General features: G+C 44.2%; 26 protein-coding genes, 2 rRNA genes and 1 pseudogene. 3 read left to right on the top strand and 26 right to left on the bottom strand.

Annotated features, from left to right (window positions below):
- Nucleotides 1–29: 29 nt before the first annotated feature.
- Nucleotides 30–2,960, bottom strand: a 23S ribosomal RNA gene (locus NST39_RS00975).
- 182 nt (nt 2,961–3,142) lie between these two features.
- Nucleotides 3,143–4,691: ribosomal RNA gene (locus NST39_RS00970) — 16S ribosomal RNA — on the bottom strand.
- Together the 16S and 23S rRNA genes form the textbook arrangement of a ribosomal RNA operon.
- A 424-nt stretch (nt 4,692–5,115) precedes the next feature.
- Here NST39_RS00970 and pdaB point away from each other — a divergent pair.
- Entirely contained in the window at nt 5,116–5,880 is a 765-nt protein-coding gene (pdaB, locus tag NST39_RS00965; protein ID WP_341026508.1) for a polysaccharide deacetylase family sporulation protein PdaB, read from the top strand.
- Here the strand turns inward: pdaB and NST39_RS00960 are convergent.
- The gene (locus NST39_RS00960) at nt 5,873–6,475 is read right to left on the bottom strand and encodes a KinB-signaling pathway activation protein (RefSeq protein ID WP_341026506.1); all 603 of its coding nucleotides are present in this window, start codon (nt 6,473–6,475) and stop codon (nt 5,873–5,875) included. The genes pdaB and NST39_RS00960 overlap by 8 nt on opposite strands.
- A 90-nt stretch (nt 6,476–6,565) precedes the next feature.
- Here NST39_RS00960 and gerD point away from each other — a divergent pair, with 90 nt between their 5' ends.
- The gene (gene gerD, locus NST39_RS00955; protein WP_003217144.1) at nt 6,566–7,150 is read left to right on the top strand and encodes a spore germination lipoprotein GerD; all 585 of its coding nucleotides are present in this window, start codon (nt 6,566–6,568) and stop codon (nt 7,148–7,150) included.
- 38 nt (nt 7,151–7,188) lie between these two features.
- On the opposite strand, the gene NST39_RS00950 is transcribed toward gerD, so the two are convergent.
- The 3 genes from NST39_RS00950 to NST39_RS00940 form a co-directional block, all read right to left on the bottom strand.
- On the bottom strand, nt 7,189–8,247 hold the full coding sequence (locus tag NST39_RS00950) for an Mrp/NBP35 family ATP-binding protein (protein ID WP_044140732.1): 1,059 nt from the start codon (nt 8,245–8,247) through the stop codon (nt 7,189–7,191).
- Between the two features lie 103 nt (nt 8,248–8,350).
- Entirely contained in the window at nt 8,351–9,064 is a 714-nt protein-coding gene (gene cwlD, locus NST39_RS00945) for an N-acetylmuramoyl-L-alanine amidase CwlD (RefSeq protein ID WP_065097629.1), read from the bottom strand.
- Between the two features lie 58 nt (nt 9,065–9,122).
- Complete coding sequence (locus tag NST39_RS00940) at nt 9,123–9,566, bottom strand: YbaK family protein (RefSeq protein WP_319610839.1); 444 nt, start codon at nt 9,564–9,566, stop codon at nt 9,123–9,125.
- 147 nt (nt 9,567–9,713) lie between these two features.
- Here NST39_RS00940 and NST39_RS00935 point away from each other — a divergent pair, with 147 nt between their 5' ends.
- Nucleotides 9,714–10,283, top strand: coding sequence for a DUF4825 domain-containing protein (locus NST39_RS00935; protein ID WP_341026503.1), 570 nt, complete (start codon nt 9,714–9,716; stop codon nt 10,281–10,283).
- A gap of 37 nt (nt 10,284–10,320) precedes the next feature.
- Here NST39_RS00935 and NST39_RS00930 read toward each other — a convergent pair whose 3' ends face one another.
- The 20 genes and pseudogenes from NST39_RS00930 to secY form a co-directional block, all read right to left on the bottom strand.
- Nucleotides 10,321–11,319, bottom strand: coding sequence for a serine hydrolase (locus NST39_RS00930; protein WP_341026501.1), 999 nt, complete (start codon nt 11,317–11,319; stop codon nt 10,321–10,323).
- A gap of 110 nt (nt 11,320–11,429) precedes the next feature.
- Entirely contained in the window at nt 11,430–11,903 is a 474-nt protein-coding gene (locus NST39_RS00925; protein ID WP_341026500.1) for a GNAT family N-acetyltransferase, read from the bottom strand.
- A gap of 20 nt (nt 11,904–11,923) precedes the next feature.
- A complete protein-coding gene (locus NST39_RS00920) occupies nt 11,924–12,670 on the bottom strand; it encodes an amidohydrolase family protein (RefSeq protein WP_341026498.1) in 747 nt (248 codons plus the stop codon).
- A gap of 97 nt (nt 12,671–12,767) precedes the next feature.
- The gene (locus NST39_RS00915) at nt 12,768–13,283 is read right to left on the bottom strand and encodes a GNAT family N-acetyltransferase (protein ID WP_106066803.1); all 516 of its coding nucleotides are present in this window, start codon (nt 13,281–13,283) and stop codon (nt 12,768–12,770) included.
- Between the two features lie 188 nt (nt 13,284–13,471).
- Nucleotides 13,472–13,864, bottom strand: a complete 393-nt coding sequence (gene rpsI, locus NST39_RS00910; protein ID WP_003217273.1) for a 30S ribosomal protein S9 — start codon at nt 13,862–13,864, stop codon at nt 13,472–13,474.
- 20 nt (nt 13,865–13,884) lie between these two features.
- On the bottom strand, nt 13,885–14,322 hold the full coding sequence (gene rplM, locus NST39_RS00905) for a 50S ribosomal protein L13 (protein WP_003217042.1): 438 nt from the start codon (nt 14,320–14,322) through the stop codon (nt 13,885–13,887).
- A 166-nt stretch (nt 14,323–14,488) separates the two neighbouring features.
- The gene (truA, locus tag NST39_RS00900) at nt 14,489–15,232 is read right to left on the bottom strand and encodes a tRNA pseudouridine(38-40) synthase TruA (protein WP_341026497.1); all 744 of its coding nucleotides are present in this window, start codon (nt 15,230–15,232) and stop codon (nt 14,489–14,491) included.
- 11 nt (nt 15,233–15,243) lie between these two features.
- The gene (locus NST39_RS00895; RefSeq protein ID WP_044139647.1) at nt 15,244–16,041 is read right to left on the bottom strand and encodes an energy-coupling factor transporter transmembrane component T family protein; all 798 of its coding nucleotides are present in this window, start codon (nt 16,039–16,041) and stop codon (nt 15,244–15,246) included.
- Nucleotides 16,038–16,907, bottom strand: a complete 870-nt coding sequence (locus tag NST39_RS00890; protein ID WP_065097637.1) for an energy-coupling factor ABC transporter ATP-binding protein — start codon at nt 16,905–16,907, stop codon at nt 16,038–16,040. The genes NST39_RS00895 and NST39_RS00890 overlap by 4 nt, the downstream gene beginning before the upstream one ends.
- Nucleotides 16,883–17,725, bottom strand: a complete 843-nt coding sequence (locus NST39_RS00885) for an energy-coupling factor ABC transporter ATP-binding protein (protein ID WP_008356549.1) — start codon at nt 17,723–17,725, stop codon at nt 16,883–16,885. The genes NST39_RS00890 and NST39_RS00885 overlap by 25 nt, the downstream gene beginning before the upstream one ends.
- 124 nt (nt 17,726–17,849) lie before the next feature.
- On the bottom strand, nt 17,850–18,212 hold the full coding sequence (gene rplQ, locus NST39_RS00880; protein WP_003216944.1) for a 50S ribosomal protein L17: 363 nt from the start codon (nt 18,210–18,212) through the stop codon (nt 17,850–17,852).
- A 76-nt stretch (nt 18,213–18,288) separates the two neighbouring features.
- Nucleotides 18,289–19,233 carry a DNA-directed RNA polymerase subunit alpha gene (locus NST39_RS00875; protein ID WP_003217009.1) on the bottom strand — a complete coding sequence of 315 codons (945 nt, stop codon included), beginning with the start codon at nt 19,231–19,233 and terminating at the stop codon, nt 18,289–18,291.
- 175 nt (nt 19,234–19,408) lie between these two features.
- On the bottom strand, nt 19,409–19,804 hold the full coding sequence (rpsK, locus tag NST39_RS00870; RefSeq protein WP_003217231.1) for a 30S ribosomal protein S11: 396 nt from the start codon (nt 19,802–19,804) through the stop codon (nt 19,409–19,411).
- Nucleotides 19,805–19,824: 20 nt separating this feature from the next.
- Nucleotides 19,825–20,190, bottom strand: coding sequence for a 30S ribosomal protein S13 (gene rpsM / locus NST39_RS00865; RefSeq protein ID WP_003217023.1), 366 nt, complete (start codon nt 20,188–20,190; stop codon nt 19,825–19,827).
- A gap of 21 nt (nt 20,191–20,211) precedes the next feature.
- Nucleotides 20,212–20,325, bottom strand: a complete 114-nt coding sequence (gene rpmJ / locus NST39_RS00860; RefSeq protein ID WP_003156543.1) for a 50S ribosomal protein L36 — start codon at nt 20,323–20,325, stop codon at nt 20,212–20,214.
- 31 nt (nt 20,326–20,356) lie between these two features.
- Nucleotides 20,357–20,575 carry a translation initiation factor IF-1 gene (infA, locus tag NST39_RS00855; RefSeq protein ID WP_003217190.1) on the bottom strand — a complete coding sequence of 73 codons (219 nt, stop codon included), beginning with the start codon at nt 20,573–20,575 and terminating at the stop codon, nt 20,357–20,359.
- Nucleotides 20,562–20,860: pseudogene (locus NST39_RS00850) on the bottom strand (KOW domain-containing RNA-binding protein). Before NST39_RS00850 ends, infA begins: the two are co-directional and overlap by 14 nt.
- 27 nt (nt 20,861–20,887) lie before the next feature.
- Complete coding sequence (gene map, locus NST39_RS00845; protein WP_003217210.1) at nt 20,888–21,634, bottom strand: type I methionyl aminopeptidase; 747 nt, start codon at nt 21,632–21,634, stop codon at nt 20,888–20,890.
- Entirely contained in the window at nt 21,631–22,284 is a 654-nt protein-coding gene (locus NST39_RS00840; RefSeq protein WP_341026493.1) for an adenylate kinase, read from the bottom strand. Before NST39_RS00840 ends, map begins: the two co-directional genes overlap by 4 nt.
- Nucleotides 22,285–22,339: 55 nt before the next feature.
- A complete protein-coding gene (gene secY, locus NST39_RS00835) occupies nt 22,340–23,632 on the bottom strand; it encodes a preprotein translocase subunit SecY (RefSeq protein ID WP_044139651.1) in 1,293 nt (430 codons plus the stop codon).
- Between the last annotated feature and the right edge of the window lies 1 nt (nt 23,633).

The following is a 23,633-nucleotide window of genomic DNA, read 5'->3' as shown; positions in this document are numbered from 1 at the left end:
TAACAATGTTCAAGCTTCACATTAGAATATAGGTTAAGTCCTCGATCTATTAGTATCTGTCAGCTCCACGTGTCACCACGCTTCCACCTCAGACCTATCAACCTGATCATCTTTCAGGGATCTTACTTCCTTGCGGAATGGGAAATCTCATCTTGAGGGGGGCTTCATGCTTAGATGCTTTCAGCACTTATCCCGTCCGCACATAGCTACCCAGCGATGCCCTTGGCAGAACAACTGGTACACCAGCGGTGCGTCCATCCCGGTCCTCTCGTACTAAGGACAGCTCCTCTCAAATTTCCTGCGCCCGCGACGGATAGGGACCGAACTGTCTCACGACGTTCTGAACCCAGCTCGCGTACCGCTTTAATGGGCGAACAGCCCAACCCTTGGGACCGACTACAGCCCCAGGATGCGATGAGCCGACATCGAGGTGCCAAACCTCCCCGTCGATGTGGACTCTTGGGGGAGATAAGCCTGTTATCCCCGGGGTAGCTTTTATCCGTTGAGCGATGGCCCTTCCATGCGGAACCACCGGATCACTAAGCCCGACTTTCGTCCCTGCTCGACTTGTAGGTCTCGCAGTCAAGCTCCCTTGTGCCTTTACACTCTGCGAATGATTTCCAACCATTCTGAGGGAACCTTTGGGCGCCTCCGTTACATTTTAGGAGGCGACCGCCCCAGTCAAACTGCCCACCTGACACTGTCTCCCTGCCCGATAAGGGCAGCGGGTTAGAAGGTCAATACAGCCAGGGTAGTATCCCACCGATGCCTCCACCGAAGCTAGCGCTCCGGTTTCCAAGGCTCCTACCTATCCTGTACAAGCTGTACCAACATTCAATATCAGGCTGCAGTAAAGCTCCACGGGGTCTTTCCGTCCTGTCGCGGGTAACCTGCATCTTCACAGGTACTATAATTTCACCGAGTCTCTCGTTGAGACAGTGCCCAGATCGTTGCGCCTTTCGTGCGGGTCGGAACTTACCCGACAAGGAATTTCGCTACCTTAGGACCGTTATAGTTACGGCCGCCGTTTACTGGGGCTTCAATTCGCACCTTCGCTTACGCTAAGCGCTCCTCTTAACCTTCCAGCACCGGGCAGGCGTCAGCCCCTATACTTCGCCTTACGGCTTCGCAGAGACCTGTGTTTTTGCTAAACAGTCGCCTGGGCCTATTCACTGCGGCTTCTCGGGGCTTTAACACCCTAAGAAGCACCCCTTCTCCCGAAGTTACGGGGTCATTTTGCCGAGTTCCTTAACGAGAGTTCTCTCGATCACCTTAGGATTCTCTCCTCGCCTACCTGTGTCGGTTTGCGGTACGGGCACCTCTCACCTCGCTAGAGGCTTTTCTTGGCAGTGTGGAATCAGGAACTTCGCTACTAAATTTCGCTCGCCATCACAGCTCAGCCTTTACGGGAAACGGATTTGCCTATTTCCCAGCCTAACTGCTTGGACGCGGATATCCAATACCGCGCTTACCCTATCCTCCTGCGTCCCCCCATTGCTCAAATGGTGAGGAGGTGGTACAGGAATATCAACCTGTTGTCCATCGCCTACGCCTTTCGGCCTCGGCTTAGGTCCCGACTAACCCTGAGCGGACGAGCCTTCCTCAGGAAACCTTAGGCATTCGGTGGACGGGATTCTCACCCGTCTTTCGCTACTCATACCGGCATTCTCACTTCTAAGCGCTCCACCAGTCCTTCCGGTCTGACTTCACAGCACTTAGAACGCTCTCCTACCACTGTTCGTAAGAACAGTCCGCAGCTTCGGTGATACGTTTAGCCCCGGTACATTTTCGGCGCAGAGTCACTCGACCAGTGAGCTATTACGCACTCTTTAAATGGTGGCTGCTTCTAAGCCAACATCCTGGTTGTCTAAGCAACTCCACATCCTTTTCCACTTAACGTATACTTTGGGACCTTAGCTGGCGGTCTGGGCTGTTTCCCTTTCGACTACGGATCTTATCACTCGCAGTCTGACTCCCAAGGATAAGTCATCGGCATTCGGAGTTTGACTGAATTCGGTAACCCGGTAGGGGCCCCTAGTCCAATCAGTGCTCTACCTCCGAGACTCTTACCTTGAGGCTAGCCCTAAAGCTATTTCGGAGAGAACCAGCTATCTCCAGGTTCGATTGGCATTTCACCCCTACCCACACCTCATCCCCGCACTTTTCAACGTGCGTGGGTTCGGGCCTCCATTCAGTGTTACCTGAACTTCACCCTGGACATGGGTAGATCACCTGGTTTCGGGTCTACGACCACGTACTCATGCGCCCTATTCAGACTCGCTTTCGCTGCGGCTCCGCATCTTCTGCTTAACCTTGCACGGGATCGTAACTCGCCGGTTCATTCTACAAAAGGCACGCCATCACCCTTTAACGGGCTCTGACTACTTGTAGGCACACGGTTTCAGGATCTATTTCACTCCCCTTCCGGGGTGCTTTTCACCTTTCCCTCACGGTACTGGTTCACTATCGGTCACTAGGGAGTATTTAGCCTTGGGAGATGGTCCTCCCGGATTCCGACGGAATTTCACGTGTTCCGCCGTACTCAGGATCCACTCTGGAGAGAACAACATTTCAGTTACAGGGCTGTTACCTTCTTTGGCGGGCCTTTCCAGACCTCTTCGCTTATATCGTTCCTTTGTAACTCCGTATAGAGTGTCCTACAACCCCAAGAGGCAAGCCTCTTGGTTTGGGCTGTTCCCGTTTCGCTCGCCGCTACTCAGGGAATCGCATTTGCTTTCTCTTCCTCCGGGTACTTAGATGTTTCAGTTCCCCGGGTATGCCTTCTCATACTCTATGTATTCAAGTATGGATACTACTCCATTACGAGCAGTGGGTTTCCCCATTCGGAAATCTCCGGATCAAAGCTTGCTTACAGCTCCCCGAAGCATATCGGTGTTCGTCCCGTCCTTCATCGGCTCCTAGTGCCAAGGCATCCACCGTGCGCCCTTTCTAACTTAACCATTTCTTACTTTAGAAAGAATCACTATGTGTGATGAACTTTGCATTGCATTCAATGTGAATGTATTACTTATTGTTATCTAGTTTTCAAAGAACAATCCTGTCTCGCTAGAGACATGTCTTGAAGGAATGATCCTTCAAAACTAAACAAGACGAAAACGCACGCTGCTCCATATATCCTTAGAAAGGAGGTGATCCAGCCGCACCTTCCGATACGGCTACCTTGTTACGACTTCACCCCAATCATCTGCCCCACCTTCGGCGGCTGGCTCCATAAAGGTTACCTCACCGACTTCGGGTGTTGCAAACTCTCGTGGTGTGACGGGCGGTGTGTACAAGGCCCGGGAACGTATTCACCGCGGCATGCTGATCCGCGATTACTAGCGATTCCAGCTTCACGCAGTCGAGTTGCAGACTGCGATCCGAACTGAGAACAGATTTATGGGATTGGCTAAACCTTGCGGTCTCGCAGCCCTTTGTTCTGTCCATTGTAGCACGTGTGTAGCCCAGGTCATAAGGGGCATGATGATTTGACGTCATCCCCACCTTCCTCCGGTTTGTCACCGGCAGTCACCTTAGAGTGCCCAACTAAATGCTGGCAACTAAGATCAAGGGTTGCGCTCGTTGCGGGACTTAACCCAACATCTCACGACACGAGCTGACGACAACCATGCACCACCTGTCACTCTGTCCCCGAAGGGAAAGCCCTATCTCTAGGGTTGTCAGAGGATGTCAAGACCTGGTAAGGTTCTTCGCGTTGCTTCGAATTAAACCACATGCTCCACCGCTTGTGCGGGCCCCCGTCAATTCCTTTGAGTTTCAGTCTTGCGACCGTACTCCCCAGGCGGAGTGCTTAATGCGTTAGCTGCAGCACTAAGGGGCGGAAACCCCCTAACACTTAGCACTCATCGTTTACGGCGTGGACTACCAGGGTATCTAATCCTGTTCGCTCCCCACGCTTTCGCTCCTCAGCGTCAGTTACAGACCAGAGAGTCGCCTTCGCCACTGGTGTTCCTCCACATCTCTACGCATTTCACCGCTACACGTGGAATTCCACTCTCCTCTTCTGCACTCAAGTTTCCCAGTTTCCAATGACCCTCCCCGGTTGAGCCGGGGGCTTTCACATCAGACTTAAGAAACCGCCTGCGAGCCCTTTACGCCCAATAATTCCGGACAACGCTTGCCACCTACGTATTACCGCGGCTGCTGGCACGTAGTTAGCCGTGGCTTTCTGGTTAGGTACCGTCAAGGTGCGAGCAGTTACTCTCGCACTTGTTCTTCCCTAACAACAGAGCTTTACGATCCGAAAACCTTCATCACTCACGCGGCGTTGCTCCGTCAGACTTTCGTCCATTGCGGAAGATTCCCTACTGCTGCCTCCCGTAGGAGTCTGGGCCGTGTCTCAGTCCCAGTGTGGCCGATCACCCTCTCAGGTCGGCTACGCATCGTCGCCTTGGTGAGCCATTACCCCACCAACTAGCTAATGCGCCGCGGGTCCATCTGTAAGTGACAGCCGAAACCGTCTTTCATCCTTGAACCATGCGGTTCAAGGAACTATCCGGTATTAGCTCCGGTTTCCCGGAGTTATCCCAGTCTTACAGGCAGGTTACCCACGTGTTACTCACCCGTCCGCCGCTAACATCCGGGAGCAAGCTCCCTTCTGTTCGCTCGACTTGCATGTATTAGGCACGCCGCCAGCGTTCGTCCTGAGCCAGGATCAAACTCTCCGAGGTATGCAGGATGCATATCACACATGCGTTGCTACACGATGTAGCGAACTTAGCATGTGATCATTTCCTGCCTCGTCAGCGTTTGACTGACTACCTATGATATAACATAGGATTTTTTTATAAATACTCGAATTAACAGGTACGTTTTGTCTTGTTTAGTTTTCAAAGATCATCTTCGCCGTTCTTAGCGGCTTTAATAATGTAACATTTCGCTTCATCTTATGTCAACAACTTTTTTTAAAGTTTATTTCCCGAAGCGTTTTGTCTTTGTCACCGTGTGTCAGCGACGATTAATAATATATCACGAAAACTTTCTATTGGTCAACGCCTTTTCAAAACTTTTTTTGAAATAGTTTTATTGTGCATCTCAAACCCTTGTCCTGCATACAATCAAGTAACAATCTTGGACAAGGCAGGAGTGTTTGAATTGAGTCGATTATATGTGTTGCCTATTAAACGGCTGAAGCAAGTTGTCATTATTCTTGTAGCAGCCCTTGCAGCTGCAACGTTTTTTTATGTACAAAAGGCACCGCCGCTGTCGGTATTTAAAACAGAACACGGACCACGAGCCATTTATAAAGGCGAGACTTCCTCAAAACATGTCTCCCTCACATTTAATATCGGCTGGGGAGATGAGAAGGCTGTTCCTATTTTAAATGTCCTTCGAGAGTACGATATAAAGAACGCTACTTTCTTTCTGTCTGCTTCTTGGGCTGAGCGTCATCCTGATATCGTCAAACAAATTAGAGAGGACGGTCACCAAATCGGCAGCCTTGGCTATGCTTATAAAAATTATAGCCAGCTTGAAGATAGTGAAATCAAGCAAGATCTTGTTCGGGCACAAAATTCATTTCAAAAGCTTGGACTAGATGACATTCAACTATTAAGACCGCCAACTGGGCAATTTAACGAAAAAGCATTGAAAATTGCCACACAGTACGGTTATACCGTTGTACATTACAGCGTCAATTCACAGGATTGGCTGAATCCGGGCGTCGATCAGATTGTTCAGAATGTAAATGATCGAATGAAAAGTGGAGACATTGTTCTCCTCCATGCCTCAGATTCAGCAACCCAAACCGCTCAAGCCTTACCAGCTATTTTGAAACAAATGAAAGAAAAGAATTTAAAAAATGTGACGGTTGGCGAACTGATCTCCAATACCAAAACAAAGTCATCAGAAGTTAAGTAGCTTTCGCCTTTGAAAAACGCGGCATAGCTAATAACTGAAACGCATTACAGCCTAATAGCGGGAATAGCATTAAATACAGCCAGTCCTCTTCATTGACTCTGAGCGCCGGGAACCATTCTAGCGACGTAATGACGACCATGAGAAACATTGCGGAAACAAATGTGTTCTTAGAGGACTGCTGTTGTTTAAAGTAAGCCACGATCAATGCGAACACACCAATAAAGACAGGCAGCCATAGGTATGGAAGAAATGATTCACTCTCCCCGAAAAACAAAAATCGCAAGTAAGCTAAATCAAACAGTACAAAGATCACCAGAAACAGCTGAATGGTATTCCATAAAGAATGTGACCGGAATATCTCTAGCGCAAACCGGTGAACCGTCAAAAAGACAACAAACCCCATCTGACTAATGACACTAAAAATCATCCCCACACCAATGAACCAAAATAACACAGATGCGATTTCTAGTATTTCAAATGATATAAAAAGCTTCTGATATTTCCCCCACTCCAGCGCAAAGCCTACCACGCTTGTCATGACCGCTCCAACAGCTAGCACAGAGAAGAAAAAACGAACTAAATCCCGACTTTTCATTGAATTGACCCAACCCCTATTTTTGTTATGTATAAATTTATGTGAAACATTCATATTAAAAGTAAGACATGTAACGAAAGGAGCCACAGTATGTCAAAAGGCATCTTGCGTATAATGAGCTGTTTTCTCCTTTTATCTCTAACAGCTTGTGCTCCCAAAACCCAATCCTCATCTAATATGGACTATGACGAAACAAAGAAAATGGTCGTCGATATATTGAAGACAGATGACGGTAAAAAGGCCATTCAACAGTTATTAAATGACGAGGCAATGAATGAAGCTTTGGTAATGGATGAACAAACTGTGAAAAAAACGATAGAGAAAACACTGACTTCTGATAAAGGCAAAGAGTTCTGGAAGAAGGTCTTTGAGGATTCTAAATTTGCCGAGACTTTCGCAAAATCCATGCAGCAACAGCATGAAAAGATGTTAAAACAGTTAATGAAGGACCCTGACTATCAGCAATTGATGATGGATATTCTCAAGGATCCTGAAATGGAAAAGAAATACGGTGAACTGGTGAAAAGCAAAGAGTTCAGAAAGCACTTAGAAAAAGTTATTACGGAAACATTAAGCAGTCCTCTTTATAAGAAGAAATTCGAAGATGAGCTTAAAAAAGCAGCATCTGAAAGCAGTGATTCCGGATCAAAAGGCAGCGAAGAAAGCGGCAGTTAAACATCACCCGAGTGGACATACATCCACTCGAGCTTTCATTATGCTTTTACTGCTAATTGTTCAATGACTTTATTCGCAATGTGTTGATACACTTCTCCCGTTGGATGACTCGCATCATAGACAGATGGAGCAAAATCATCTTCATTCCAATCAGGCTGCCTTAAAGGAATTTGACCAAGGACCGATACTCGCAGCTCTTCTGCCAGCTTGTCCCCGCCCCCTTTTCCAAAGACATATTCTTTCTCACCTGTTTTTTTGCTTTCATAATAGCTCATATTCTCAACGACCCCTAGCACTTCGTGATCTGTTTGCAGTGCCATTGCGCCTGCTCTAGCAGCAACGAAGGCAGCTGTAGGATGCGGTGTTGTGACAATGATTTCTTTACAGCTTGGAAGCATTGTATGAATATCAAGTGCCACATCTCCCGTTCCAGGCGGAAGGTCTAATAGTAAGTAATCTAATTCTCCCCACTCGACTTCGTGGAAGAAGTTATTTAGCATTTTACCAAGCATCGGTCCTCTCCATATGACCGGTGCATTTTCTTCAACAAAAAAGCCCATTGAAATCACTTTGACACCAAAGCGTTCCACAGGTATGATTTTTTCCCCTTTAACCGTTGGTCTGACAGTGATTCCCATCATATCCGGTACACTAAAGCCATAAATATCTGCATCAATCAGTCCGACTTTTTTTCCTAGACGAGCCAGTGCTACAGCAAGGTTGACAGAAACGGTGGATTTCCCAACGCCTCCCTTTCCACTCGCAATCGCTAAGAACTCAGGCGGATTTTTAGAGTTGAGCAAATTTTCTTCCTCATCTTGTGACGGCATAAACCTTTCAAGTGTTTCCTGAGGCAGTTCTTCAAAACGAAGACCTACTGTGTTAGCACCCTCTGCTTTCAAGGCTTTTACGATGTCTTGCTGAAGCTTCATCTGCTCAGCAGTGCCCGTTTTGGCAATAGCCACCTTTAAGCTCACATGTTCTTTTTCAGGCTTTAGGCTGATTTCCTTGATGGCATCCAGCTCACCAAGCGGTATATGAAGGAAAGGTTCGTCCATCTTCCCAACTAGTTTTCTCACATCATCTTGTCCGATCATAGCAGAACCTCACCCTTTATTGAATTCGTTTACAATCCAAGTATATCATACATATCCTTACAATGTCTGTCCTGTTTGCCTGCGTTCAAAAGGAAAAAGCCCCTTATTCAGGCGGCTCTTTTTGCTCTGTTAAATATCTTAAAATGCCTTTATAAATGGATGCGGCTATTTGATCTTGATATTTAGGTGTTGCCAGCTGACCGGCCTCTTTCGGATTGGAGAGAAACCCAATCTCCACAAGAGCTCCTGGTTTTGTCACATTTTGCATTAAATAAATGCCATTGATCCGTTTTGCCTTTCGATCTGTGTTTTCAAGATTATTGCGTAATTCATCTTGTATGAACTTCGCTGCCTTTTCATTTTCTTCATACCTTCCGTAAAAAAACGTCTGTGCGCCGCTCCATTTGTTCGATGGGATCGCATTTAAATGAATACTTAAATAGAGATCGGCTTCAGACTCATTGATGGCTTTTACACGGTTTCTTAAATCCTCTGCTTTCTTCCGGGCATATCCCTTTGTGTTCTTTGATGATAAATCAGAATCATCCTCGCGGGTCATAAGAACAAGCGCTCCCTGCTCCTGTAAATAGTCACGTATCTTCATGGATACATCCAGTGCAATCTCTTTTTCAAGCAGCTCTCCTCCTACAGCCCCGCCATCTGGACCGCCATGACCCGGATCTAAATAGATGATCTTGCCGCTCAGAGGCAAGTTCCACGATTTCCACGAATCATCATTTAGAAATTGAAACCTGAATAAGAATAAGAGGACAATAAACCCGATTAAAAACCCTGTCCATTTCAGCTTTCTTTTCATCCCTGTCCCTCCCATACACCATTATTTTATAGATATGGGACAAGGGCTGGAAATATGCTTAGTGCAGTCGAAGCTTATGCCTTTTTTCTGATTCTCGAAAGCCTTCCTGCCACCACATGCTTAAAAACTCCTTCGCAAATGGATACAGACACGACATCCTCCGCTCCATTCGGAACATATTCCCCCACGATTGCAAACACCCTGCTAGCTCCTCAACTAGCTCATCTTCTTCATGAACTGACCGCTTCTTTATATCATCGAACGATTCACCGTACTTGCTCGACTCACCGTATCTCCCACCTGCTAAAAAAGCTTCAATGGCGAAATCGATGCAGCCATCACTCATAATCCCAGCTGGATCGTCTGCAAATGGGAACAGCTTCTTCGTGAATTTCTCGGAAGCGACCGTCACCTGTTGAAGAGACAATGTACGCAACAGCTTCTTTTCAAGCGTGACATCTCGTTTTGTTTTCAATTGATAAAATGAAAGAACTTCTGCCATGGACTGAACTCCTTTTTTTCTTTGTATTGTTCGTTGGTTTGAACAAAACATGCAGTTCAGTAAATGGAAATCAATGAGCTAATGGATTGGAAAATTGTGATAAGATGAACATTTATATATAGAAAGAATGGAAAAGGGGCAAAATCAATGAAGAAATGGATGTATATCCTGCTGCTACTAACAGTCGTCTTATCTGGATGCAGCAGTCAAGCGACCAAGCAGAAGAGCGACATAAAAGGAATAGAAGACATATCCTTAAAACAGCTTTCCAAGCACAAAAATTCTTACATTGGAGACAACGGAGCAATCGGCGCTATTTTATCAGATCTTCCAGGTAACGTGATTCGCGAGTATGAAATCGTAGATGAAAAAGCGCTAAAAGTGACATATGGCGTGAAGGAAAATGCCACTTATACAGAAGAACAATTTGATGCATTTTGGTTTGATAAGAAGGATACCATTGAAAAAAACTACTTATATAATGCATTGGCACTTTTTATTCTTATCGATAACGTAAAGCAAGTAACACTTAATATGAGCTCTAAAGACGAGCCGTCCGTCACGTTTAAAAGAAAACAGCTAGAAAAACAGCTCCCTCACTCTTTTAAAGTGTACAAAGACGATACAGCGCTTTGGCAAAAGGAATTGGTTGATGGAGTTGTGAAGTCAAAAGAGAAACGTCAAGATGTATACAAAGCGTTTCCCATCAAGAAATAATAAAAACAGAGGGGCGTCACCCTCTGTTTTTTTTTAATTATGTAGTAAAAGCTTGAATCAATCGTTGTCGAAAGTTTTGATCTGCTACTACGGTAAGTATAAATTCATCGAACACTTCCCCCATCCAGTGAGAATTCTCCGCTTTCAGGTCGTTGATGAATAGAGAAATCGATATAGTTGATGTATCCGTTTTTCGATATAAAGCAGCAGTGACAACAAACAACGTCGATCCCCCTTTATACCAAATATATTGATCTGTTTCCGTCTTCAATGTTTCTCCCAGCACAATTTGGCTAAAAAGACGCTTTTCTTCTGTTGTTAACAGCTCATCCTGTAGACGTTTCATAAAATGTGCATATTGATTCGTTGTAGACCTTGTCATCTTTTGCGTCAGTAATGATTGAATACGCAAGCTTAACAAGTTCTTTTTCATCAATTTTTCTTCTAACGCCTTTTTTTGCTCTAGGTCATTTTTCATGATATTAAAAATCTCAATCATCAGAGATTTGTATTGTTCATCAGTTACATCGCTCATTTGCTTTAATGCATCCTGCTCATGATCAGATACATAGGCTGGCCACAACAGCTTGGGTGTCAGCGGCATGAGTTCATCATGTTCTGTAAGACCTGCTTGTTTCATCTGATCATTGATCTTTTCTAAGTCGAGCAAGTCAATCAAATAATCAGTACAAGCATTCGAACTGAATTGCATCATCCCTTTGGCAACATCTAATAAAGTTGCATGCTCAGAAAAATCGTTGACCTCCAGCCAGTATGTGTGAGCACCGCCATCGGTTCTATCAATATAAAACCGCTCTATATCAGACAATGTCACTTTTTCATCTAGCTTGATGTCACCGCTAGAGACGGTTTTAACAAAATGAAACAAAACCATTAATTTCACCGTACTTGCAAGTGGTGTTTTTTGATTACCATTCCAATCTAATACCACATCTTCATTTTCAATGATTGTCACTGATACGTCCTTTTTGTTTTTTGTGACAAATGTCAAAAGATCTTTCTTTGTTTTATTCAAATGTTTCTCCTTTCCCAACCACTATAGATTCTCATCTTCAATATAACAAATATTTGAAACAAAGGCACAAAAAAGCAAAGGATTGTGAATACCTTTGCTTCTTTCTGTGTTTATTGACGATGAAGTTGCAGCTTCATCCCATCATGCGTGGCTTCAAAGCCCAACATTTCGTAAAAACGGCGTGCATCCGGCCTCTGTTTGTCTGTTGTTAGCTGAACCATATGACAGCCTCGGTCGCTAGCGCGTTGAATCGCCCATTTTATGAGCAGCGTGCCAACTCCTTTTCCTCTATGAGTAGAAGCCGTACGAACTCCTTCTATTGATGCTCTCCATCCTCCTTGATGTGTAAGAAATGGCGTCATGGTTAATTGGAGAACACCTACAGCTTCTTCCTGATCACACGCAACAATGAGTTCAATATTTGGATCAGCATCTATTGAATGAAAGACTTCGATATAGCTTTCTAACAATGGTTGCATGTAACGCTCTCTTTTTTGACCTAACATATCATCCGCGAGCATGAAGACGATTTTATCGAGATCATCCAGCTTGGCTTCTCTGAACGTCAGTTGACTGAACCTCATTGAACACACCTCCTATGAAATTATTGACCAAAATACCATTGATGTGCGTTCTTATATAAGATGTGATCAGCTGCTTTTTCCTCAAATAGCTGTTGAATCAACTCAACATCACCGTATTCAAATGGGCGCTTCGCTCTTGTGGATGGAAGGTCTGTACCAAACATCAGTGCATCAGGATTCGTTTGATAAATTGATGTCAATGAATGTTCAACGTTTAAATCGACTCGTCCAAAACCAGTTGCTTTTACCCGAACTCCTTTATCAACCAGCTTGAGCAAATGCGGCAAGCCTTCTTCCGATAAGCCTAAATGATCAATCGAAACGGCCGGCAGCTGTTCAAGCGTAGATGAGATGTCAGGGAGATGCTTAGCGTCTATGTAGAGCTCACTATGCCATCCCGCCAGCTCATACACCCTTCTCGCAAAATAATCGAGCTTCGAAATATCCTCCGAACCGCCCCGCTTCACATTAAAACGTAATGCCTTTACCCCATGTTGACCCAAATGAACAATTTCATCATCAGTTGCTGTAAAAGGTAATTGAGTCACACCGCAAAAAGCCGGACCCAGTTCATCTAGCGCTTTCAACAAATAGCCTTGATCAAAGCCTTGAAATGACCCTGAGACGATTGCTCCACCTAAAATCCCTAGATCAGCCGTCTCTCTCTTATAATCATCCACCACATAACTAGGCGGTGTATACCCTTGGTTTTCCTGAATGGGAAAATTAAAATCAATGATATGAAAATGTGCATCAAAGATCCTCATGCCCGCGCCCCTCTTCTGCTTATTTGAGCTGATTATATCAATAGCGAAAGCCAAGGGATATTTGGAATGACGAATTACTTCATATCATGAAAACTTATCAAGTTTTCCATTCCTCTCGTAAGATGGCATAATAAAACTCATCCCACCACTCACTTTCCTGTGGTATACACTTTTTAAAATAACCCTCTTTTCTCATCCCCATTTTCTCCATCACTCTCCACGATGGCACATTTTCAGGCTGACAAGTGGCAATGATCCGATGTAAATTCATTGTGTGAAAGCCATGATGCAGTACAGCATACGCCGTTTCAGAAGCATAGCCTTTGTTTTGATATGCAGGATTGAAGACCCAGCCAATTTCATACGTGTGATCACCAAAGTAAGGATAAAATGCGATATGCCCGATGCATGTTTGATCTTCTTTTAATACAACAGCGACATACTTAGCATCTTCATGACGATTATTTTTGACAAATTCCTTCGCATCTTCTTTAGAAAATACATCTTCCGGAATATACTTCATCACTACCGGATCAGATGTATAAGCATAGACATCCTGCCAATCATCATCCGTAAATGGTCGAATGAGACATCTTTCTGTCGTTAGATTCATAGGACAACCTCCATCTTTTTTAACAGAAAACTTCTATACTCATATTTTATACGTATTCAAGAGGAAGAGACCAGTCATGATTATCACATAAAACGCACAAAAAAAAGCACCAGCACGAAGCTGATGCTTTTTTTATAAGGTTTGTTTGTAACAAACCTTTGTAAAACGTCCATACAATATAAAATTGATTAACGTTTTGAGAACTGAGGTGCGCGACGTGCGCCTTTAAGACCGTATTTCTTACGCTCTTTCATACGTGGGTCACGAGTAAGAAGTCCAGCACGTTTAAGTGATGTACGGTACTCAGGATCTACTTCTAGAAGAGCACGAGAGATACCGTGACGAATTGCTCCAGCTTGACCAGAGAATCCACCACCGTGAACAGTTACAAGAACATCGTAGCTGTTAGCTGTTTCTGTGATGTTCAAAGGCTGTTTCACGTCTTCGATTAAAGCAGCGAATGGAATGTATTCAGTAATTTCACGATTATTAACGACGATACGGCCTTCACCTGGAACTAAGCGAACGCGCGCTACAGAACTTTTACGACGACCTGTACCGTAATATTGAACCTGTGCCAAATTGTTAACCTCCCTTATAATTAACCGCGAAGTTCGTAAACTTCAGGTTGTTGTGCTTGATGTGGATGCTCAGAACCACGGTACACATTTAATTTTTTGAACATTTGACGGCCTAATGGACCCTTTGGAAGCATACCTTTGATAGCAAGCTCCAACATTTTTTCAGGGTAGTTTGTACGCATCTCAAGAGCAGTTCTTTGTTTCAAACCACCTGGGTGCATAGTGTGACGGTAGTAAATTTTGTCCGTCAATTTCTTACCTGTTAATTCGATTTTCTCAGCATTGATGATGATGACGTGATCACCTGTATCAACGTGTGGTGTATAAGTTGGTTTGTGCTTACCGCGCAAAAGTGATGCTACTTCAGTAGAAAGACGACCTAGAGTCTTGCCTGCCGCATCAACAACTAGCCATTTGCGCTCAATTGTGCTTGCGTTCGCCATTGGTGTTGTACGCATGAGTTTCCCTCCTAAATAAATCAATAATTTTTCCTTGAATCAAATGCTACGTTCTATTTCAAAACACAAGATAAGTCTTCCGGGGCTTATTTGTGGGGTTGAAATACATACCATATGATATCTTATAACTTTCTGCTTCCTGTGTCAAGAACATGTTACACCTGGTTTAGTTGTCATAGAAAACTTCCCATAAATACAGTCCGTGACTAGGCGCAGTCTTGCCTGCCGCTTCGCGATTTCGGGCGGCAAGCATGGCTTTTATCTCATCAGGGTGAAATTTACCAGATCCGATTTCAAGTAACGTTCCAGCGATAATTCGCACCATGTTGTATAAAAAGCCATTTCCTTTCACACGCATTTCAAGCCCGTCTGAGACGTTTTTCCACTCGAGGGTGTAAATATCCCTCACCTTGTCCTGAACCTCTGTATTGGCCGCACAAAAGCTTGTGAAGTCGTGTGTGCCAATGAGGTGTCCAGCAGCTTCTCTCATTTTGTCTGCATCCAGCCGGTAAGGGAAGTGGCAGGCATACTGTCTCGTGAACACATTTTGGTGCGTTTCCGTTGAGACCTTATAACGGTACTCCTTCGAAACGACACTAAAACGTGCATGAAACGACTCATCCACTTCCTCAGCCTTTAGAACTCTGATGTCATCCGGCAGGAGACTATTGAGGGCAAAAGGCCATCTTTCCATCGGAATCGAAAGCGGCGTGTCGAAATGGATGACCTGCCTCTTCGCATGGACGCCGCTGTCCGTCCGGCCAGAAGCCACAATCGGAATCAGTTCATCCTGTTTGTGCATTCTTGCAAGAGCCGACTCGATCTCCATCTGAACAGTTCGCTGCCCAGGCTGCACCTGATAGCCTTTAAAATGTGTTCCATCGTAGGATACGGTACATTTGACCTTCATCTAGGAATCACCTAATTTCTCAGAAGCACAAGGAGTGCTGTTAACAGGATGAATAGGAGCAGTGTGAACGTGTCTTTCATGCCCCAGACAAGCTGACGGTATTTCGTCCGCCCTTCTCCTCCGCGGTAGCCTCTCGCTTCCATAGCGGTCGCCAGTTCCTCTGCACGCTTAAACGCACTGACGAAAAGCGGGACAAGTAAAGGAACGATGGCTTTCATGCGATCTTTAAGAGGTCCGCTTGTAAAATCAACACCTCTTGCCATTTGCGCCTTCATGATTTTGTCCGTCTCTTCTAGTAAAGTTGGAATAAACCGAAGAGAGATGGACATCATGAGAGCAAGCTCATGAACGGGCAGTTTGATTTTACGGAATGGGTGAAGTAGCTTTTCCATACCGTCTGTCACTTCTATAGGCGTTGTGGTTAACGTCAGAAGTGTCGTCATCATGATGAGATAGACAAAACGGAGTGAAATGAAAATCCCCTGCTTTAGACCTTCTTCATAAATATTTAAAAAACCAAAGTGAAATAGCAAGGCGCCATCCTTTGTCATAAAAATATGCAGAATGAAGGTAAACAGGACAATCCATAGGATCGGCTTCATTCCTTTGAGAATAAAGTATAGCGGCACCTGAGAAACCATCACCACAAGAAGGGTAAAGACACCTAAAAGCCCGTAAGTGATGTAATTATTAGCAAAAAAGACAATAAAGACAAAAAAGAAAATTGATAACAGCTTTGTCCTCGGATCAAGACGATGGACAAAGGATGAACCTGGCACATATTTGCCGATAATCATACTATCCATCATAATGTCGTGTCCTCCTGATAAAGAGCTGTTAAAGCTTCTGCCATTTCATCCATGGTCAGAAGCGGCCTTGGAAACGTAATGCCCAGCTTTTCTTCTACAGTCTGCTGGAATTTAATCGTTTCTGGGAGGTCGAGACCAAACGAAGACATATCTGTACGATTGGCAAACAATTCTCTCGGCGTACCTGTCGCCTTCACCGTTCCTTTATGCATCACAATCATTTGATCCGCATAATGAGCGGCGTCCTCCATACTGTGTGTAACCAGAATCGTGGTGAGGTTTGCCTTTTGATGAAGCTCATAGAACATGTCCATGATTTCCTTTCGTCCGCGTGGATCTAACCCTGCAGTCGGCTCATCCAGCACAAGCACTTCTGGCTCCATCGCTAGAACACCTGCAATCGCCACACGTCTCATTTGACCGCCGCTTAGTTCAAAGGGAGATCGAGATAATAGGGATTCAGGAAGACCAACTAGCTTCAGCATTTCCTTCGCCTTTGCTTCTGCCTTTTCCTGAGGAACACCGAAATTCATCGGACCAAAGCAGATATCCTTAAGGATCGTTTCTTCAAAGAGCTGATGCTCAGGAAACTGAAACACGATGCCTACTTTTTTCCGGAGGGACTTTAAATCCTTCTGCTTTTTATTGGCTTGTAAGACGGTATCTCCAAGCGCAATGCTCCCCTTCGTTGGTTTGAGCAAGCCATTTAAATGCTGCAACAACGTGGACTTGCCAGAGCCCGTATGACCAATGACAGCGACATAGCTGCCCTCTTGGATGGAAGCATTGACATCATACAAAGCGAGACGCTCAAACGGCGTTTTCATTTGATAACGATGCTCTAATTCTTTGATCGTAATGTCCATAGCTCTTTCACCAATCCTTCTTGTGTCAAATGGGCATTTGCAAGCGGTACACCTTGCTGCTTCAATTGTTTGCTCAACCGATAGGAAAATGGCAGATCAAGTCCAATTTGAACTAGCTGTTCGTCTAGTTCAAATACTTCCTCTGGGGTTCCCTCGGCAAATTTTTTCCCGCCATTCATGACAATGACCCGGTCTGCCTTGGCGGCCTCGTCTAAATCATGTGTGATGGAAATGACTGTGACCGTCCCTTGTTCCTTCAATAGTCTAACAGTCTCTAACACTTCTTCACGGCCAATCGGATCAAGCATCGATGTTGCTTCATCCAAGATCATGATGTCAGGGCTTGCGGCAAGTACACCTGCAATGGCGACTCTCTGCTTTTGCCCGCCTGATAGATGGTGCGGCTCTTGATCAAGAAACTCCTGCATATTGACCTGTTTGACAGCCCAATCTACACGTTCTATCATCAATTCCCGCTCAACCCCGTTATTTTCTAAACCAAAAGCCACATCATCACGAACCGTTGAGCCAACGAATTGGTTATCTGGGTTTTGAAAGACCATTCCGACCTTTTTGCGAATATCCCAGACACTCTCTTCTTTCAGCTCAATCTCTCCAACCTTGACCGTTCCAGCATCCGGTAAAATGAGCCCATTCAGTACACGGGCAAGTGTGGATTTACCTGAACCGTTATGACCAACAATGGCGAGCCATTCATTTTGATTCACATGCAATGACACTTGATCTAAAGCGGGCTTGTCCGCATCCTTGTGATAACGAAATACAATGTCCTTTACGTCAATTAATGTCTTCCCCATCTCTACCGGACCTCCTCTCAGCTCAACCTCTTCTTTGCTTATTGTTAAAAAGCCGTAGTATCTAAAAAAGGGCATAGATCCAGTTATGAACTGTCCCGCCCTTTCTTAGATACACGCTATGTGATTAAACTAATTCAATGACAGCCATTGGTGCGCCATCGCCGCGACGAGGTCCAAGCTTCATGATACGAGTGTATCCACCTTGGCGATCTTCGTAGCGAGTTGCAACGTCAGCGAATAATTTTTGAAGTGCATCTTGGTTTGTTTCAGCGTTAGCTACTTCATTACGAATGTAAGCTGCAGCTTGACGGCGAGCATGAAGATCTCCGCGTTTGCCAAGAGTGATCATTTTTTCAACTACAGAGCGAAGTTCTTTCGCACGTGTTTCAGTTGTTTCGATGCGTTCGTTGATGATCAAATCAGTCGTTAGGTCACGAAGCATTGCTTTACGTTGTGCACTAGTGCGTCCTAGCTTTCTGTATGCCATGTGATGTCCCCTCCTTAGTTAGAGAATGCTGTATGAATAAAAAACACACGAAAATCCTAGTTCACAATGAAACTAGTCAATCGTCTTTACGAAGACCCAGTCCAAGTTCTTCTAGTTTCGCTTTCACTTCTTCAAGAGATTTACGTCCAAGGTTACGAACTTTCATCATATCCTCTTCTGTCTTGTTAGCAAGCTCTTGAACAGTGTTAATACCCGCACGCTTCAAACAGTTGTAAGAACGAACAGAAAGATCAAGCTCTTCAATTGTCATTTCAAGCACTTTTTCTTTTTGGTCTTCTTCTTTCTCAACCATAATTTCAGCATGCTGAGCTTCGTCAGTTAACCCAACGAAAATATTCAGGTGTTCAGTTAAAATCTTAGAACCTAGAGCGATCGCTTCTTTCGGTCCTGTGCTTCCATCAGTCCATACATCTAGTGTTAATTTATCATAGTTTGTGATTTGCCCAACACGGGTGTTCTCCACTTGATAAGTCACACGAGATACAGGTGTATAGATTGAGTCGATCGGAATCACACCGATTGGCTGATCGTCTCTTTTGTTTGCATCAGCAGGATTATACCCGCGACCTCTTTGTGCAGTTAAGCGAACACGGAAGCTCGCATTCTTGCCAAGAGTTGCGATGTGGAGATCTGGATTTAAGATTTCAATATCGCTGTCGTGTGTAATATCAGCAGCTGTTACAGTACCTTCATCTTGTACATCAATTTCAAGCGTCTTCTCTTCTTCAGAGTAGATTTTGAGTGCAAGCTTTTTAATGTTTAAGATAATCGTTGTAACATCTTCAACCACGCCTTCGATCGTTGAGAATTCGTGTAAGACACCATCTATCTGGATCGATGTTACAGCTGCACCAGGAAGTGAGGATAAAAGGATACGACGAAGGGAGTTCCCTAAAGTGGTACCATATCCACGCTCAAGTGGCTCTACGACAAACTTGCCATACTTGGCATCGTCGCTGATTTCAACCGTTTCGATTTTTGGTTTTTCAATTTCGATCATCTAATAAAACCCTCCTTCAAAACGTCGAAACCTCGAATAGAATCATATGAGATTCCATCCGAAATTCCTCATTGTTTAGTCCCGTATGTGCTCAGGCAACGAGTCGTGTATTCGTCTCATAAATAACTGTATCATAACCCATTATTGACAGGGACACAAAATCTATACAAACAAATTACACGCGGCGACGTTTTGGTGGACGGCATCCGTTATGAGGAACTGGAGTTACGTCTCTGATTGCAGTAACTTCAAGACCTGCAGCTTGAAGTGCACGAATTGCAGCTTCACGACCAGAACCAGGACCTTTAACAGTTACTTCAAGTGTTTTAAGACCATGTTCGATAGAACCTTTAGCAGCAGTTTCAGCAGCCATTTGTGCAGCGAAAGGAGTAGATTTACGAGAACCTCTGAATCCTAATGCACCAGCACTTGACCAAGAAATTGCGTTTCCATGAACATCAGTAATCGTTACAATCGTGTTGTTGAAAGTGGAACGAATATGAGCGATTCCAGCTTCAATATTCTTTTTCACGCGACGTTTACGCGTATTTTGTTTACGAGCAGCAGCCATTCTTTAACTACCTCCTTTACTTATTTTTTCTTGTTAGCTACAGTACGACGCGGACCTTTACGAGTACGCGCGTTGTTTTTTGTGTTTTGTCCACGAACAGGAAGTCCTCTACGATGACGGATTCCGCGGTAGCTTCCGATTTCAATTAGACGCTTAATGTTAAGTGAAACTTCACGACGAAGGTCACCTTCTACTTTAAGTTTGTCAATGATATCACGGATTTTACCAAGTTCGTCTTCAGTTAGATCGCGAACGCGAGTGTCTTCAGAAACACCTGCTTCTTTAAGGACTTGTTGCGCAGTCGTACGACCAATTCCAAAAACATATGTTAAAGAAATGACAACACGTTTATCACGTGGAATATCTACACCAGCAATACGAGCCATGATTTGGGCACCTCCTTGTTATTAGCCTTGTTTTTGTTTATGTTTTGGGTTTTCACAGATCACCATTACTTTTCCTTTTCTGCGAATAACTTTACATTTTTCACAGATAGGTTTAACAGATGGTCTCACTTTCATGTGTTTCCAACCTCCTTCTTCCGGAGTTGCTTTATTTGTAACGGTACGTAATTCTACCACGAGTTAAGTCATATGGAGATAATTCTACCGTAACTTTGTCTCCAGGTAAAATGCGAATGAAGTGCATACGGATTTTTCCTGATACATGAGCCAAAACTGTATGACCATTCTCTAGTTCAACTTTGAACATTGCATTTGGCAAAGTTTCTGCTACAGTACCTTCCACTTCAATTACATCATCTTTCGCCATTCAAGTGTTCTCCCTTCTTCAAATCAGTAATTTGCTCTCTGACAAATGTCCAAATGAGTACATCTCAATTGTCCATCTATCACCCGACCTGTTTTGAATATACTGTTCTGAACTTCCGGAGATACGCAACCATAAAAGGTTATATGATTGATATTTTTTCTTAGGAGAATGAAATTTACGCTTTTCTCCGTCTGCGATTAGTACATGGCAGCCACCGAACATGCCGATGACACCTGTATACTGATCTTGTTCTTTCCTTTGGACTATACAGACAACCTGCCCGATTTGGGCCTGAAAGGCTTCAGTGAAGACCTAAATCTTAGTCAGTATATCAAAACCTGTATCTGTAATCGCAATCGTATGCTCAAAGTGAGCACACTTTTTCCCATCAACCGTTACAACCGTCCAGTTATCAGCCAATGTTTTCACATATCGGCTGCCTGCGTTCACCATCGGTTCGATGGCCAACACCATTCCAGGTTTTAGCCGCGGGCCTTTGTTGGGCGGACCATAATGAGGAATTTGAGGGTCCTCATGAAGATCCTGTCCGACCCCATGTCCAACATATTCTCTAACAACTGAGAAATTCTCGTTTTCTACATACGTTTGTATGGCATGGGAAATGTTCGACAGACGTTCGCCTGGCTTTGCTTCCTGTAAGCCTTTATATAGAGATTCCTCTGTGACTTCCAGTAGTTTGCGGTCTTCATCACTGATTACCCCAACTGGATAAGTCCAAGCAGAGTCACCATGATAGCCATTTAACTTTGCGCCAATATCGATACTAATGATGTCACCATCACGTAAAACCCGTTTACCAGGAATACCGTGAACGAGTTCTTCATTCACCGAAACGCAAATGCTCCCGCGAAAACCATTATACCCTTTAAAAGATGGGATTGCACCCTGCTTTGTAATAAAACGTTCGGCAATTTGATCCAATTCTTTTGTCGAAATACCTGGTTTTATATGTTTCTTCAGCTCTTCATGAGTCAGTGCGACAATGCGTCCAGCTTCTCTCATAATCTCAAGCTCGCGAGGAGTTTTACAGATAATCATTTATTTAATCCCCCAAGCAGGTCCTTGATATCTGCATATACATCGTTAATGTGTTTTGCACCATCAATGTTTGCAAGATATCCTTTTTCTGAATAAAAGTTCAGTAAAGGTTCAGTCTGCTTTAAGTTTACTTCAAGTCTAGTCGAAACGGTTTCTACATTATCATCTGCACGTTGATAAAGCTCGCCTCCACACTTATCGCAAACATTTTCTTTCGCAGGTGGATTGAATACTAAATGATAGGTTGCTCCGCAATTTTTGCAAATTCTTCGGCCAGTCAGACGCTCCATCAAAGCATCTTTATCGACTTTAATATTAATGACATAATCAATCGTTCTGCCAAGGTCCTTTAGAATGTCTTCTAAAGCTTCAGCCTGAGCGACTGTTCGCGGAAATCCGTCCAGAAGAAAACCTTGTTCACAATCATTTTTGCCAAGTCTTTCTCTAACAATACCGATTGTGACCTCATCAGGAACAAGCTCTCCTTTATCGATAAAGGATTTTGCTTCGAGCCCAAGTTGTGTCTCCTCTTTCATAGCAGCGCGGAACATATCTCCTGTTGAGATATGAGGGATCCCATAATCATCAACAATTCGTTCTGCCTGAGTGCCTTTACCAGCACCCGGAAGCCCCATTAAGACTAAGTTCATTTCGGATTTCCCCTTCCTTACTTAGAGAGGTTGGGCAGGAGCCCAGCCCTCTGTTTTATTTCATAAATCCACGGTAGTTTCGTTTCACTAATTGGCTTTCAAGCTGTTTCATTGTTTCAAGTGCAACACCTACAACAATGAGAAGACTTGTGCCACCAATTTGTGCAGCGGAAGGTAATCCAGCGAATTGAATGAAAAAGATAGGAAGTATTGAAATCACGGCTAAGAAAATGGCGCCCACGAACGTGAGTCGGTACAAAATGCTCGTAATTCTATCTTGAGTCATTTTCCCTGGACGAACTCCCGGGATATAGCCACCCTGCTTTTGCAGATTTTCAGCCATTTGTTCAGGATTCACTTGGACAAAGGCATAAAAATATGTGAAAGCAACAATCAGTGCTACATAAATCGTCATACCGATTGGCTTAGTATAGTCAAAGTTGTTGGTTATCCAAGTTGTCACATTATTGGTTCCGAAGAACGATGCGACCGTCTGCGGAGTAATAATGAATGAAACGGCAAAGATGACTGGAATCACCCCTGCTGGATTCACTTTCAATGGAAGGTGCGTTGCTTGACTAGCAGACATTTGTGCACGGCCAGTTCCTTTTGAATATTGAATCGCAATCTTTCTCACTGCCATTTGAATGTAAATAACACCGACAACAATGACAAGAATAGCAATGACAATAAGGGCAATTTTCAGGATTTGCATGAACAGCTGTCCATCTCCACCTACAAATTGCTGAGCGTACACTTGTTTTAATGTTTGAGGTATACCTGCGATGATACCGGCAAAGATAATAATCGAAATACCGTTACCAACACCGTGAGCAGTAATCTGCTCTCCCAGCCACATTAAAAATGCTGTTCCCGCAGTGAGTACGACCGCAATTAAGAGGTACGTTGAAACACCTGGGTTTTCAATCAGCATGCCTCCTGCCATATTGTTGAATCCATATGACATTCCTAACGCCTGGATAAAACCTAGAACAATTGTAAAATACCTTGTGAATTGTGCTAATTTTCGGCGGCCAACCTCTCCTTGCTTTGACCACTCAGTGAACTTCGGAACAACATCCATCTGCAAGAGCTGAATGATGATCGAAGCAGTGATATACGGCATAATCCCCATTGCAAGAATGGAGAATTGGAAAAGTGCCCCGCCCCCAAACGTGTTGAGGATCCCGAAAACACTCATTTGATCCTGTGCCTGGAGAACTTCGGCGTTCACATTAGGCACAGGGATGAAAGCACCTATACGAAAGACGATTAACATTAAAAGAGTGAATATAATCTTATTCCGTATATCTTTCACGCGCATAAAATTGGAGATTGTCTTAAACAAG

It is taken from the genome of Bacillus sp. FSL W8-0645 (assembly GCF_038007905.1).
In the GTDB taxonomy this organism is placed as follows: Bacteria; Bacillota; Bacilli; order Bacillales; family Bacillaceae; genus Bacillus; species Bacillus pumilus.
Note: the sequence above shows the minus strand (reverse complement) of the source record. Positions and strands in the feature narration are given on the sequence as shown.

What these genes read in the sequence shown, in the direction of transcription:
- NST39_RS00950 (WP_044140732.1), bottom strand. Translation starts at nt 8,247, where the DNA reads ATGATCGGACAAGATGATGTGAGAAAACTAGTTGGGAAGATGGACGAA.
- rplQ (WP_003216944.1), bottom strand. Translation starts at nt 18,212, where the DNA reads ATGGCATACAGAAAGCTAGGACGCACTAGTGCACAACGTAAAGCAATG.
- NST39_RS00895 (WP_044139647.1), bottom strand. Translation starts at nt 16,041, where the DNA reads ATGATGGATAGTATGATTATCGGCAAATATGTGCCAGGTTCATCCTTT.
- NST39_RS00885 (WP_008356549.1), bottom strand. Translation starts at nt 17,725, where the DNA reads ATGGGGAAGACATTAATTGACGTAAAGGACATTGTATTTCGTTATCAC.
- NST39_RS00875 (WP_003217009.1), bottom strand. Translation starts at nt 19,233, where the DNA reads ATGATCGAAATTGAAAAACCAAAAATCGAAACGGTTGAAATCAGCGAC.
- NST39_RS00840 (WP_341026493.1), bottom strand. Translation starts at nt 22,284, where the DNA reads ATGAACTTAGTCTTAATGGGGCTTCCGGGTGCTGGTAAAGGCACTCAG.
- rpmJ (WP_003156543.1), bottom strand. Translation starts at nt 20,325, where the DNA reads ATGAAAGTGAGACCATCTGTTAAACCTATCTGTGAAAAATGTAAAGTT.
- rpsK (WP_003217231.1), bottom strand. Translation starts at nt 19,804, where the DNA reads ATGGCTGCTGCTCGTAAACAAAATACGCGTAAACGTCGCGTGAAAAAG.
- NST39_RS00925 (WP_341026500.1), bottom strand. Translation starts at nt 11,903, where the DNA reads ATGAGGTTCAGTCAACTGACGTTCAGAGAAGCCAAGCTGGATGATCTC.
- rpsM (WP_003217023.1), bottom strand. Translation starts at nt 20,190, where the DNA reads ATGGCTCGTATTGCTGGTGTAGATATTCCACGTGATAAACGTGTTGTC.
- gerD (WP_003217144.1), top strand. Translation starts at nt 6,566, where the DNA reads ATGTCAAAAGGCATCTTGCGTATAATGAGCTGTTTTCTCCTTTTATCT.
- cwlD (WP_065097629.1), bottom strand. Translation starts at nt 9,064, where the DNA reads ATGAAAAGAAAGCTGAAATGGACAGGGTTTTTAATCGGGTTTATTGTC.
- NST39_RS00940 (WP_319610839.1), bottom strand. Translation starts at nt 9,566, where the DNA reads ATGGCAGAAGTTCTTTCATTTTATCAATTGAAAACAAAACGAGATGTC.
- map (WP_003217210.1), bottom strand. Translation starts at nt 21,634, where the DNA reads ATGATTATCTGTAAAACTCCTCGCGAGCTTGAGATTATGAGAGAAGCT.
- NST39_RS00915 (WP_106066803.1), bottom strand. Translation starts at nt 13,283, where the DNA reads ATGAATCTAACGACAGAAAGATGTCTCATTCGACCATTTACGGATGAT.
- truA (WP_341026497.1), bottom strand. Translation starts at nt 15,232, where the DNA reads ATGAAGGTCAAATGTACCGTATCCTACGATGGAACACATTTTAAAGGC.
- NST39_RS00890 (WP_065097637.1), bottom strand. Translation starts at nt 16,907, where the DNA reads ATGGACATTACGATCAAAGAATTAGAGCATCGTTATCAAATGAAAACG.
- rplM (WP_003217042.1), bottom strand. Translation starts at nt 14,322, where the DNA reads ATGCGTACAACACCAATGGCGAACGCAAGCACAATTGAGCGCAAATGG.
- NST39_RS00920 (WP_341026498.1), bottom strand. Translation starts at nt 12,670, where the DNA reads ATGAGGATCTTTGATGCACATTTTCATATCATTGATTTTAATTTTCCC.
- NST39_RS00935 (WP_341026503.1), top strand. Translation starts at nt 9,714, where the DNA reads ATGAAGAAATGGATGTATATCCTGCTGCTACTAACAGTCGTCTTATCT.
- NST39_RS00960 (WP_341026506.1), bottom strand. Translation starts at nt 6,475, where the DNA reads ATGAAAAGTCGGGATTTAGTTCGTTTTTTCTTCTCTGTGCTAGCTGTT.
- infA (WP_003217190.1), bottom strand. Translation starts at nt 20,575, where the DNA reads ATGGCGAAAGATGATGTAATTGAAGTGGAAGGTACTGTAGCAGAAACT.